Annotated in this window: 4 protein-coding genes; all 4 read right to left on the reverse strand. The window is 36.3% G+C overall.

What is annotated here, in order from left to right:
• Positions 1 to 32: 32 nt before the first annotated feature.
• The 4 genes from RH81_RS10205 to RH81_RS10215 all read right to left on the reverse strand — a co-directional run bounded on the left by RH81_RS10205 (position 33) and on the right by RH81_RS10215 (position 14,766).
• Entirely contained in the window at positions 33 to 1,178 is a 1,146-nt protein-coding gene (locus tag RH81_RS10205; protein WP_033960088.1) for a phosphoenolpyruvate carboxykinase (ATP), read from the reverse strand.
• Positions 1,179 to 1,193: 15 nt separating this feature from the next.
• Positions 1,194 to 1,355, reverse strand: a complete 162-nt coding sequence (locus RH81_RS17145; RefSeq protein WP_173424370.1) for a hypothetical protein — start codon at positions 1,353 to 1,355, stop codon at positions 1,194 to 1,196.
• Positions 1,356 to 1,431: 76 nt separating this feature from the next.
• Positions 1,432 to 12,270, reverse strand: a complete 10,839-nt coding sequence (locus RH81_RS10210) for a T9SS-dependent choice-of-anchor J family protein (protein ID WP_033960089.1) — start codon at positions 12,268 to 12,270, stop codon at positions 1,432 to 1,434.
• Between the two features lie 309 nt (positions 12,271 to 12,579).
• Positions 12,580 to 14,766 carry a T9SS type A sorting domain-containing protein gene (locus tag RH81_RS10215; protein ID WP_033960090.1) on the reverse strand — a complete coding sequence of 729 codons (2,187 nt, stop codon included), beginning with the start codon at positions 14,764 to 14,766 and terminating at the stop codon, positions 12,580 to 12,582.
• Between the last annotated feature and the right edge of the window lie 96 nt (positions 14,767 to 14,862).

The following is a 14,862-nucleotide window of genomic DNA, read 5'->3' on the forward strand; positions in this document are numbered from 1 at the left end:
TCTTATTAAGTACTTAAAAGTAAGTAAAACTTTTATGATTCTTCGAATAGGTCTTTAAATTTTGTAATTGCAAAGTCATTACTGTTGTAATTCAATTGGTAGCAATCAACTTCCTTAAACCAATTTATGAATTTTAAAGCATGTTTTTCTTTTGGTGATATCCAAGAATCTGGAATTAAAGTTTCTAGAATTTTTTCTGGAGAAACGAGATTTAAACTATCGCTCTTGGATGAATCGTATTTGACATATACAATTTTTTTGCAAGGAAAGCTTGCGGGTTGACTTTCATAACTTAAAATCGGTGGTACATATTTAATATTTACTTTTTTTGGTCCATTATGATGGGTTTTTAGTAAATCTATACCGTTGAGATATGGTTTTAAAGCTTCAAAAGCTCCTTTTTTAATTGATGTTGCTGCAGGATATCGATAGAGATGCAGATTATCTTCATAAAGAGGGGTAAAGTCATCACTGAGGATGTCAAATCCATGAGCCATTAATAAAACGGAAAGTGTGCTTTTACCATTACCAGAATCTCCAATAATCATAATTGACTCTTTACCGTTTGAAATAGTTGAGGCATGAAATGTTGCTACCCAGTTACTAATATTAGTGTCATGTATCGTGTTTGTAAGCTCTAAAGCAAATTTACCCTGAAGAAAATGGAAAGCTTTCGTCTTATAGCTTCCTACATGCACTCCATTTTTTAAGAGATGTAAATCATCATTTAATCTGAAAACATCGAATAATACATCGTATTCTACAGTGCTTTTTATTGAATGATGAGCAATTTGAGGATGAACTAAGCTTTTTATGATGTCAGACTCGAAACGTATGCAAACCACTTTATCAATAAATTGATAATATTCTTCAATAAATGAAGTTGGTGCAACTTGAACTTTATTTGAAATTGTGTCAATATCAGTATCGATATTAACATCTTTCAAAAATCTCGATATATCATTAAACATCGTGTTTGCTTCGCTAGAGTTTAGATCAAAGTCTTTTGATAAATTATTAACAAATGAATCCCGACTTTCGTCAGGATTCATATATAGTTTAATAAAATCACTATTTATTCTTGATGTAACAACGTATCTATTTGCTTTTTCAAACCAAAGTAAAACAGCATCTTCATCAATATCATGAATTAGCTTTGGAGACAGATTCGCTTTCAAATTAATAAAATAGGATTAATCGAAAGGGTTTCCTCCTGGATCAGGTGGAGAAGAAGCTTGCGCTTGTTTAGGGTTTAAAATAATGAACGTTCCTATAGCTGTTAAAGCAGCATATTTGCTCATTTTTGTAATAGCCTCCTTGCGAGTTATTTTATTTGGTGAGTTAAATTTTTTCATACTATGTTAATGATAAAGGTCAAAAATAATAAAATTATTTTAATGTCATTAATTTTTGACCTTTAATTTTTAATAATTAGTCTATTATAACTTTCTTAGTTCTTTCTTGATTACCATTTTGAATAGTAACAATATAAACACCAGAGTTAATACTTGATACATCTATACGGTTTTGTATAAGCGCATTATCAAGTTCAGTTCTTAATACTAATCTACCTTGAATATCATAAAGATTTAGCATTGTGTTGTCTATTAACTGACCATTAATTACAAGCTCATGAGAAGCTTTTAATGTAAAGATATCTAACTTATCAAGACTATTTTCTATAGTTGATAATGCATCTTCAGAAGTTCTCAAGAAGAAACGTCCAGTTCCAGATAAATCTGTAGTTGGCGTGATAATATAATCGGAGTTATTTAATAGAGTTACTGTATTAGCAACCACATCTTCAAGATATACATTAACAGATGCTGGTAATGTACTTTCATCAATACTAAACGTTAATTGCTCTCCTTGGTTTGCATTTACTCCTAATGGAATAACTACATCTGAAAGGTTAGTTGAATTAACAGCTTGTAATGCCATAGCCTTACCAGTGTTATCTTCGACTAAGTTAGAATAGATTGCAAAATCAGGAGTTGTATCACCCCAAATAGCAGCATCATATCCTAAATCGAATCCAAGACTTGCTTCAGTATTAAAGTAAATTTCTGTACCGAATACATCATTAGCAGTACTAGCTTTTAATGCAACATAACTTAATTGAGGATTTCGACCTACAATATAGTCATCTCCACTACCTGTAGAACGCATTGCAGAAGTAAACGTTAAATCATAACTACCAGTTAAAGCAGGATCAGCACTTACAAAGAATCCTTGTCCAGGAGCCATTACTGTTGAAGGAACTGTATTTGCTAAATTCTGGATAGTCCAACCATTAATAGCACTTCCGTCATATCCATAGATAGCAGCTGTTGATTCATTTAATAACGTTAGGTTTTTCACACCAGCGTCTACAAAATGATTAAGGAAATCTCGAACTTTCATATAAGAAGGATAAGGATTACCCACTAAGTTCCATTGTGGTTTAGGTCCAGAATATTGTATATCATGAAATTCGTTAGTATTAGAATCTGTTCCAGTAAATGTAACTGTAGAGCCACCAGGAATAGTTGTTCCTGATCTATATCCTACTCCAGGTTCAAGTGTTGCAGTTTCTGTACTAGCCCAATTTAGATAAGAACCAGTTACTTTTTCAAATGGTCCAAATAAGTATTGTGTACCATTATTTAAGATATTTGGATTAGCTAAAGCAAAATCACTAAATGCTTGACCATGTAATGGTGCAGACACTAAATCGTTACTTCCAGTTGTTCCAGAACCATTCTCATTTACATGACGCTCATAGTTCATTGTACCTACAATAGAACCATTACGTATTAAGCTTGAATAACTTGTAGAACTAGATTCTAATGTTAAACCGTTAGTTGCTGTAAGTGTCATACTTGAATCAACAGTAAGACTTGCACCAGGGTTTACGGTCATAGTATTACATGTTGTATTAGCATTTATTACTGCATCACCAGAGATAATCATAATGTCATCTGCAGCTGTAGCTGTACCATTTGGATCACTAGGAGACCAAGTGCCTCCGTCGTAAGTATAAGCTAAAGGAGCAAATTCACTAATGGTAACCGAGTCAAATGCGGCACCTTCATCAGTACCAGAAAAGTCAGATCCAAAGGCAACACGTAATGATACATTACTTTGTCCTCCAAGACCAGTTAAATCATTTCTAGCAAATAGCCATCCATTAGATCCACCACCATTTCTACCTGTCCAACCAATTTGTTGCCCTCCAGGGCCTCCTGTAATACTAGTATCGTTATACCAATTAATTCCATCAGAATCTGATCCAACATTTTGCCATGTAGCACCATCATCTATTGATGATTGTAATACCATACCGTCATAACTATTCTCAGCTTCATACCAAATACTAAATTCAATAATAGGAGCAGTTAAGCTTGACATATCAAATGTAGGACTTGTTACTTCAGAATTATCACTATCTGAGTAATTTCCATCTAAGTTAGTCACCCATGCATTAGCACCAGAATCTGCACTATTTATTATAGCATTTGCAGGTACACCTAATTCCCAAGAAGAACTACTTGCAATCCAACCACCTGGGCCAGATTCAAAATCTTCAGTATAAGGGAAAGCTGTAACTGGAGGTAGAAGAGTTGAAAAAGCAACAGGTCCAACCCAGTTTCCAAAGCCAGGAACACCACAGTCTGATCTTACATATACTTCGTATGCAGTATTTGCAGTTAAACCACTATCAGTATGTGGATTAGTTGTAGTTGCTGTTCCAGCACCTGTAGGAGCTGGATCACCAGCTGCTAGTATTGCTATTTCCCAAGCTGTTTCAATATCACCTAAATCCCAGCCAATGTCAGCTGATGTTGTAGTAACATTTGAAACAACAATGTTTGATACAGGTTCACAACCTGGAATTTCTTCAACTGTAAAATTGTCAAAATAGATATAATAACCATCTGATCCAGCTGCAGGTACATGCATAGCTATATATACATCTCCTGTATATGCACTTAAGTCGAGTTCTACTTCAACATGTACATTAGTTGGAATTATTACAGCTTGTAATTCAGTTGAGAAATCAGCTGCTGCTGTTCCAGTAGTTGATAAAACAACTCTATAGTTGTCATCTTCAGAAGATGATCTATTTCTTACACTAAATTTCAATCGTTCATTTCCAGTTAATGTCATATGTGGTAAAATCAGATAATCATCATTATCTCCACCATTAAAATCAGTATACAATCCAGCTGCATTAGAACCACCGACACCATAAGTTGTCCATGTTTTAAAGAAATCAAAATCGGCATTCTCATTTAATTCAGACCAGCAATCTGCTAGGTCAGGAGTTGTAATGCTCTCAAAATCTTCAGTCCAAGGGAAAGCAGTGATAGTGTCACAAGCTGTTGTAAATGAATAAGCTGTAGACCAATCACTAAATCCGTTAGCACCACAATTTGCTCTAACATACACCTCGTAAGCTGTATTAGAAGTTAAGCCACTTTCAGTATGTGGATTATTTGTCGTTGCTGTTCCAGCACCTGTAGGAGCTGCTCCGCCATCAAGTTGTACTACAATTTCCCAAGCTGCTTCTGAAGAACCAGCTATCCAGCTAATATCAGCTGATGTAGTTGTTGTTGAATCAACCGTTAAATCAGTAACAGCAGGACATATAACTGTAGTTGTAAAAGATCCACCAGGAATCCATGTACCTAAAGGACCACCACAATCTGCTCTTACCCAAACTTCGTAAGCCGTTTCAGGTGTTAAACCTATTTCTGTATGTGGATTATTTGTTGTTGCTGTGCCAGCAGAAGCAGGAATTCCTGTTCCATCTGCTTGTACTTTAACTTCCCAAGCCAATTCTCCACCTGCAGGATCCCAACTAACATCTACGGTTTCACCATCGAAACTGTCAATAGATACAACTGAAACATCACCACATAAAGGAATTGTTCTTACTCTAAATTTACCAACATGGAAATCATAATCTTCTGAATCATCTGCAGTTCCTTCAGAACCCCAAATTGCAAATTGTACGTCACCTGAGTAAGCTGTTAAATCTGCTATATATTCTGTACCAGAAGCGTCAGGTTCGTTAGCAGCATTCCAAGTTGTAATATTAACCCAAGTTGTACCACCATCTATACTTCTTAATAGTTGCACTTCGTCATCAGAACCCATAGTTGCGCTTGATGTACTATTACCTGAAGTAGTCCAAGCAGTGATAGCCACATTAAGTTCTAATTGGAAAGGACCACCAGTTAAATTAAACGTTGGTGATAATAACCATTCTCTTTTAGAACTAGCATATAAATTAATAGCATTAGAAGGTATACCAAAATAAGATCTACCGCCTCTCCAGAGCGAACCTCCTAGACCAGTAGGACCAGTGGCAACTTCACCATCAGCAGCTTCATCCCAACATGCATCAGGTACATTAGTAGTCATATCTGCAAGATATTCTGGTACGAGAGGCGCACAAGGTGTTGTAAAAGAACCAGCATTTACCCAGTTGCTATATCCATTGGATGCAAAGGTACAATCTGCTCTTACCCAAACTTCGTAATCGAATTGTTCAGTTAAGCCACTTTCAGTATGTGGATTATTTGTCGTTGCTGTTCCAGCACCAGTAGGAGCTACTCCGCCATCTGCTTGTACTACAATTTCCCAAGCTGTTTCAGATCCACCAGCTGTCCAACTCACAGTAACTGAATCATCAGTTACACTGTCAAAGTTAAAGCCTGTCATTTCAGGACATAACTCTGTTGTTGTAAAGTCATAAGGTCCAAACCAATCACTATATGTGCTTGATCCACAATCTGCTCTTACATATACTTCGTAAGCTGTAGTCGCAGATAAACCAGTTTTACTATATGGATTAGTTGTTACTTCACCAGTACCTGGTGCAGTAGCAGGAAATGCTCCGCCATCTTCTTGTACTACAATTTCCCAAGATGATTCAGGTCCGTTTGCAGTCCAAGCTATATCAGCTGTAGTTCCTGTTACGTTTGATGCTACAATTGCAGATGGGTCAATACAATAAGCACCACAAGCTTCAACTGTCATCAAATCGATAGACATGTCTCCTGTTGCAGTACCTAAACCAGTATGACTAAACTCTATATAAATAGTTTGACCTTGGTAAGCAGATAAATCTACACCTACAGGTACCCAAGCATCAGTTTCATCTAATTGTAATTCTCCTGTCCAAGTAAACTCATTGGCAAATGGACCAGCAGCAGAGTTAGAGACACCTACATTAAGTGTACCCATTCCTGCTCCATAAGCATGCATATAGAATGCTAGTTCAATAGCATCGCCAAAAGCAGCTGGAGTTAAGTCAATTGCAGGACTTACTGCAGAAGCAGTTGTAGCTGTTCCAGAAGATTCATAATACATATAGTTAGAACCACTAGAAGCAGCACTTGGTCCAGTATTACCTGAAGTTGTTCCTCCAGTTTCAGGGAACACCCATAAACCATTTGAACTAGTAGTTGATAGATTTCCTGTCCAACCTGTAGCTAAATAATCATCAAATTCTTCGGTAAAAATAATAGAAGAAGTAGCAACTGTACATGTTACACCAACTGGTCCGTTAGGAGGAGTTGCAGGTGTAGTGAAACTCACTGGGCTACTCCATAAGCTTAAATCAGAACCATCACCAGCACAGTCTGCTCTTACGTATACATCGTAAAGTGTTAATTCAGCTAAACCTAAATCCGTGTATGGATTAGTTGTTATATCTGTTCCTGTATTATCAGCTGCGCCAGGAGCTGTACTAGGAGCTGCTAATACTGCTATTTCCCAATCGGTTTCAGTTCCACCTGCAGTCCAGTCAATATCGGCTGAAGTTGAAGTGAGATTTGAAACAACAATGTTTGATACAGCTTCACAAGAAGGTATCGCTTCCCAAATCATATCATCTAAATACACATAAGTATAAGTAGATGTTGATAATCTTTTGATAGCAATATATGTGTCTGATCCAGAATAACCTGCAAAAGATACTTCGTATGCCGTATGTGTTGTGCTTAAATCTACAGCGCTTAATAGCGTAAATGTAGAACCATCAGTAGGATCAGAAAGAGTACCTACTTCAATGTCTTGACTTGCAGTTGAGTTTCTAGCTGAAAAACGAAGTCTATGCGTACCATCACCTAAATTAGTTAAATTAGGTGAAACAAGCATAATATTCGCTAATGAACCAGAATCTGAATTATATAAACTCACTCCATTTGGAGCCGTATTATCTGCAGAAGTACTAGTTTCAACATATGCAAAACTTGAAGCTCCTTCAACAATACCTGACCAGCAATCTGGTAAGTTTGGTGTAGTCGCAGAATCAAAATTCTCAGAAAAATCTGATATAGCATCACAAGCAGTTGTGAATGAGCCACCAATTATCCAAGCACCTAAATCTCCACCACCACAATCAGATCTCACATACACTTCGTAAGCGGTATTAGACATTAAGCCTATTTCAGTATGTAGTATGTTATTTGCTGTTATTGTACCAGTTCCTGGTGTAACAGCCGGAAGTCCTCCTCCAAATGCTTGTACTTCAACTTCCCAAGAAATTTCAGTATCACCTGGAGCCCAGCTAAATGTTGCAGTATCAGTATCAAAGCTATCGATAGTTATTGCGCTAACATCTAGACAAGCTGGAATTGCTTCAACTACAAAATTGTCAAAATAAATATCCCAACCATCTACTGTAGTAGTAGAAGGCACATGTATAGCGATATACACATTTCCAGTATAAGCACTTAAGTCAATAGGTGCTATTTCAGTAGGTGTATCATTTCCTACTTGGTCTAAAGCTCTTAATTCAGTTGAGAAGTCAACTGCAGCTGTTCCTGTACTTGATAAAACAACTCGATACTCGTTTGGTTCATCAGCTCTATCTCTTACACTAAATTTCAATCGCTCGTTCCCAGTTAATGTGAACTGTGGTAAAATTAAATAATCATCATTACCCCCAGCACCATTAAAATCAGTATATAAATTAGCTGCATTAGAGTCACCGACACCAAAACCATTTTCAGTCACAAAGAAATCACCATCAGCATTCTCATTTAATTCAGACCAACAGCTTGGTAGGGCAGGAGTTGTGATACTTTCAAAATCTTCAGTCCAAGGAAAAGAACTGATAGTAGCACAAGCAGTTGTAAATGTATATACTGTAGACCAATCAGAGAACGTACTTGCTCCACAATCTGCTCTAACATACACATCGTATGCTGTATTTTCAGTTAAACTAGATGCACTATATGGATTAGTTGTAGTTGCACCAAAAGTAGGTTCTGGATCACCAGCAGGTACTACTGCTACTTCCCAAGACGTTTCTGTTCCATTTGCAGTCCATGCAATATCTGCTGTAGTTGTAGCAATGTTAGATGCTACTGTAGCAGTTGGATCAATACAAAAAGAACCACAAGCTGTAACTGTCATTAAATCAATAGACATATCTCCTAAAAATCCAGCGATTCCAGTGTGGCTAAATTCTATATAAATTATTGAACCCATATATGAATCTAAATTGACACCTACTGGTACCCAAGCTTCTAATTCAGTTGTTTGCCAATCACCTGACCATGTGAATTCTGGCGTAAATGGTCCAGTTGGAGAAGTACTAACTCCTACAACTAAATCACCTATTTCTGCTCCATAAGCATGCATAAAGAATGCTAGTTCTGCACCATCAATAGCAGTTGTCAAGTCAATTGCAGGACTTACAGCAGAAGCAGTAATTCCAACTCCACTAGAAGCTTCAAAGTTCATATAACTAGTGTCTGAACCACTATGCGCGACATCAGGTCCTGTATCTGCTGAACCAGCACCACCAGTTCCAAATTCCCAAGCACCACCTGTGTTAGAAGTTGTAACGTCTCCAGTCCAATCAGCAATGGTCTCAAAATCTTCAGTAAAAACAGTTGTTGAGCCACCTGATGTACATGTTACACCAATTGGTGCTGGTGGAGGACAATCGTCATAATTAAAAGTTCCTATAACAGTAGAACAAGCACCATCAAAATCAAAAAGTGAAATTTCACCAGAACTTTCTCCAGTATTAAAAGGACCTGCTATGTTTGTACCCACTATTAAGGTAGGTGATTCCGCTCCCCAAACAAAGGCAAAACTAGTGCCAGTATTAGATACTACTACTTCAACAGAATACTCTCCATTAGCACAATCCTCTACTACAGTTGTACTAGTTACTGTTGCAGGTGTACAAGCTACAAATATAATTTCTATATCAAAATCTAAGGTAACACCTAATGTAGTTGAGTTACAAGGATCAAGAGAATTTGCAAGATCAGTATCTGTAACGATTCTCATTTTGTGAATGCCTAAAAAAGCCGGATCACCAGGCATAGTAAAAGAAGCATCAAATACTTCTCCAGTGGTACCACCAGCAGAAGGACCACTAAACACTAATTCTCCTTCATTATCGTCTAAAATTAAATTGTCATCTAAGTCAATCCATATAGCTACATTTTGAACTGTAGTGGTTTCAATAGTTAATTGAACATTTGCTAATACACCTTGTCCTAAAGGATCTGGAGTTCCTCCAGAGTGATCGATATAAAATACATCACCACTAGCATAATTTGTAAGGCCTACTTTTGTATTAGAGATTCCTAAACCACTATTAGAAGTAGGTTCTGAAATACATATACATCCTGTTGCAAATGTTGAATAAGTACCTTCAGTACATGTTGCATTTTGGCCTATAGCATTTTCAGGAGTAATAGTATAGAAATATGTTGTATTAGGAGTTTGAGCAGTCACTGTATATAAAGTAACATCACCTATATTTGAGAAAGGAACAACATCGCTTCCACCAGAAGTAGTTCCTACTTTGATATAATAATTAGTTGCACTAACAGAAGCATCCCACGTAATAGTAGTATCATAAGTACCACAAACAGCATCTGGAGTTGCCAAAACATTTGCAGGGCAATCAGGTATTACTGTTGCAAGCGTTGTAAAGGGAACTGGACCACTCCATTCGCCAGGATTAACACCACAAAGAGATCTTACATATACATCATAGTCTGTAAATCCAGTTAATCCTGAGAAAGTATAAGGATTAGTTGTTGTAGATGTTCCGGTAGTTGGTTCTGGGTCACCAGCAGGTATTACTGCTACTTCCCATTCACTTTCTGAACCATCCTCTGTCCAACTAACATCTACGCTTACACCATCGAAACTATCAATAGTTACTCCGCTAATATCTGGACATAAAGGAATTGTTCTTACTCTAAATTTACCAACATGGAAATCATAATCTGAACCAGTTGCAGATCCATCTGAAGCCCAAATTGCAAATTGTATATTACCTGAGTAAGCTGTTAAATCTGCTATATATTCTGTACCTGTAAAAACAGGTTCGTTAGTATTATTCCAAGTTGTAATATTATCCCAAGTTGTACCACCATCTGTACTTCTTAATAGTTGCACTTCGTCATCAGCTCCCATTCCATCATTGTCGGCTTCAAATCCATTATTGTATTGAGTAACAGCTACATTTACTTCAAGTTGGAAAGGACCACCAGTTAAATCAAACGTTGGTGATAATAACCATTCTCTTCTTGAACTTGTGTAAAGATTAACTTTGTTAGAATTTCCAACACCATAAGAGCCTGTTCCCCAGAGCGAACCTCCTAGTCCAGTAGGACCAGTAGCAACTTCGCCATCAGCGGCTTCATCCCAACAAGAATCAGGTACGTTAGTTGTGAAATTTGCTATATAGTTTGGTGTAATTGCCGAACAAGATGTTGTAAATAATTCAGGTCCTACCCACTCACCTAAATCTGTATTATTAGTACATTCTGCTCTTACCCAAACTTCATAACCTAATTGTTCAGTTAAAGAGTTTTTAGTAAAAGTAGGCGTTGTTAGTACATTTGTACCAGTCCCGTTAATTGTGCTAGGATCACCTGCTCCTACGGCTTGTACTAGAACTTCCCATGCTGCCTCTGCAGATGGACTTTCTGTCCAGCTAAATGTAACTGATGAATCTGTAAAACTATCAATTGATAATCCTGTAACCTCAAGGCATGAAGCGCTTTTAGCTATAGAAAGATCATATGTTGTTGTTTGTGGACTAGCCCAAGTAGAAACAACTATATAATAGGTCTCACCGTTTAAAGTTGGAAAGGATGAAATACCTCTATCTGAAGTATCAGAGCTAAAAGCTCCAGCTGTTGCACAAACTGTGCCAATATCAGCACAATTATTATAAATAAATACACCTGTATAAGTATCAGTAATATTAGTTAAATCAATATCAATATTACCATCTTCATCAGATGTATACGCATACACTATATCATCTCCAAGTAAATACCCACTAGTAGTACCGCAACCAGTAGAACCTGGTGATCCATCATAATCGTCAAAAAATCCAGCGGTAGTTTCAGCTAAAGCTGTATAAGGTAAGGTGCCAACAAGTATAGGGTCCTCACAGACACTTCCTGCTGGTGGAGCCGCTATAGTTGTAAATGATTGCTCAATACAACCTGTAGCATCACCGTTAGCATTATATGGTGTAATAGTTATATAGTACGGAGTACTATATGCTAATCCCGCAGGAGTATAAGATGTTGTATTACTTAAATCAACATTGTTAGCAATATCAGTTCCTCCCATACTAGAACCCATTGTGATTTTATAACCAGTTGCAAGTCCTGTTGCAGCACTCCAAGTAACATCTCCAGATATAGAGAAATCAGTTGTTGCAGATGTTAAAGTAGAATCACAATTTGGTGGTAACACAGTAACTTGAGTAGCAGAAAAATTATCAATATAAAAATAATAATCTCCACCAACCCTAGTGTTACTTACTCTGAATTTAAGGTCTGAACTAGCTGGTACAGCTGCTCCAAGAATGGTTACACTAAACGTTTCACAAACGTTTGAGTTACTATCATTAGAATCGTCAATTGTACCTGCTGTGATCCAATTGGATCCATCGTCAGTTGAATATTCCAAGTCTGCAGTTCCCCATCCATCAGGTGCAGGAGTAGTGATAGGAGAATATTCTACTACTTTATAATCTATAGAGAATGTAATATCAGTACCATTAGATACTGCTACTTGATTGCTAGTAGTCAGGTCACCAGTTGGTGTACTAGACCAAATGTTAACTCTTTCTGACGAACCATCACAAGCTCCTGTTGTTGTGTTAGTATACGAATCAGTCCAGCCAGCTGGAGTTCCTGAGTCGAAGTTTTTATCAATAGCTACTTGAGAAAGTAACGTTGATGTTGTTAGTAGAAAAATCAGTAATGTAAATTTTTTCATAATTAATTTAGTTATAGTTAATAGCTTAGTATATGCAAGAATGCAATAATAACAAAACATAGGATTTCCGGTAAGTTTGGGAGAGATTTAACAAATAGATGAATAAAATCTAAGTTAAATCGGAAAACAAATATAAGAAAAGTTAACAATTTTTAACTGTTTTGTTAAAAAAAGGTGAAATAAATTCTATTAAGTGCTTTTTTCTTAGGTTTTGTGAATTTTTTATAAGAAAATTAGAACATATTAAAAATATAAAAAGCGCACTAATTTCTTAGTGCGCTTTTATAAAAAATTATTAAACCTGTGTGATTATTTAATAATCACTTTTTTGGTGAGTTCTTGACTGTTATTTTGAACAGTAACCATGTAAACACCAGTATTTAAATTAGACACATCAATACGGTTTTGAATCAATGTGCTATCAAGTTTAGTTGATACTACTTTTCTACCTTGAATATCGTAAAGGTTTAATACAGTATTTTCTTGTAATTGTCCACTTACTACTAATTCTTTAGAGGTATGTAGCGCGAAAATATTTAAAGTATCAAGACTATTTTCAATAGTTGATAATGCATCTTCAGAAGTTCTCAAGAAGAAACGTCCAGTTCCAGACAAATCTGTAGTTGGAGTAATCACATAATCTGAGTTATTTAGCAATGTTGTTGTGTTAGCAACAGTATCTTCTAAATACACACTAACTGAAGCTGGTAACGTTGAATCTGCAATACTAAACGTTAATTGCTCACCTTGATTTGCATTTACTCCTAATGGTATGGTAACCTCACTAACATCTAAAGAGTTTAAAGATTGAATTGCTAGTTCTGATCCAGTATTATCTTCAACAAGATGCGAGTACACAGCAAAACTTGGAGCAATACCACCCCAAACACCAGCATCATATCCAGCATCAAGACCTAATGATGCATTAGTATTGAAATAAAAATCAGTTTTGTAGTTTTTTGAACCACTGCTTAGTTGAAGCATCAGATACACAAGTTCTGCATTTCTAAAAGGTATAAAGTCACCAGATATTCCAGTTCTTCTCATGTTTGAAGTGAATTCAATATTACCACTACTTTCAGCAGCAACAAAAAATCCTTGACCAGGAGCTATAACCAATGAGCTAGTTGAGTTTGCTAAATTGTAAATTATCCAACCATCAGATGCATCACCATCATAGCCATAAACACCAACATTCGTTTCGTCTAATAAAGTTCCATTTGCAGTGTTGTTTAAGAAATCTTCAACATTAATGTAAGATGGATATGGATTACCAATAAGGTTCCATTCAGCAAAAGAAGGACCAGAATTTGAAATAGTTGCAGTCTCAGTTCCAGCAGAAATGGTTCCTGTAAAGGTTAGGTTCAATCCAAGGATATCATCAGTAGCTGCTCTATACCCTGTTGCGCTAGTAAGCGTCGCAGATGTTGCATCAGTATAGTTTTCGAAATCACCAGTAGTTTTATCAAACGGGCCAAATGCATATTCAGTTGGAGCAATATTGCCGTCATCTAAAAGTGCAGTAGAATTAATAGGGTCTAAGAAACTTGCCCATGTTTGCCCAGATAAAGGTGAAGATACTAAATCATTTCCATTTGAATTTGAATTTACAAATCGGCTATAGGTAGCAGTTCCACTTCCACTACTAGTATTTGGTATTACACTTGGGTAGTCTGTACTTGTTGATGTTAAGTTTAAAGTTCCAGAATTATTTAAGTTTCCAGAAACAGTTACGTTACTGTTTGATGGAATATTTAATGTACTTCCACTTTGGATATCTAAATAAGGTACAGTCATATCTCCAGAAGAACTAATAGTGCTGTTCTCTGTAATTGTGTATTTACTTTGGATAGCTAAATTGTCAATTCCAAAATTCGCACCAGTACCTTGGTTTGTTGATTGAAACTTAAAGCCGTTTATATGTGAAAGATCATTAGGAGATGTTGAAATACTAGAATTACCTCCAGTTCCAAAAGTATAACCATATGACCCATCTTCATTATAAGTATATGTAAATGTAATACTAGCAAAATCATCATAATTTTGACCACTACCGAAATCAGAACCTCCGTCATTTAATTCCCATTCACTAGAACCACCTACAAATTTTAGTGTAATAACAGGAGCGCCATCATCTAATAATTGAATAAATACCTCGCCATTTATGGTGGATGAATGGCCAAGGTCTACACTAAATTTATCACCTTTTTTTAATTCAGAATTGAAGTTACGTGTTGCACTAGCATAATTCCCAGATCCATCTGACCACATGGCAAAGCTAGGATCCCCTTGTCCGCTAGTACCTCTGTAATGACCTGCACTACCATTAGATGTAAGTACCCATGGTGCAAACCCAGTACCTTGATTGTCTCCATTATTCCAAGATCCGTAATTTCCGGTGTCATCATCACCTACTGAAAAAACATCAGTACCTAATTGTGCTTGTGCGCTATAAGAGAGTAAAATAGAAATGAGTAGAACGTATAAATTCTTCATAATTAAATTAGTTTAAATTTTAAGTAATTAGTCATGTAAATATATAAAAGTTTTTATACAATATCCTTACGCAAACGTTTTCGTGTTGATAAATTA

The sequence above is a fragment of the Psychroserpens jangbogonensis genome (genome assembly GCF_000797465.1).
Classification (GTDB): Bacteria; Bacteroidota; Bacteroidia; order Flavobacteriales; family Flavobacteriaceae; genus Psychroserpens; species Psychroserpens jangbogonensis.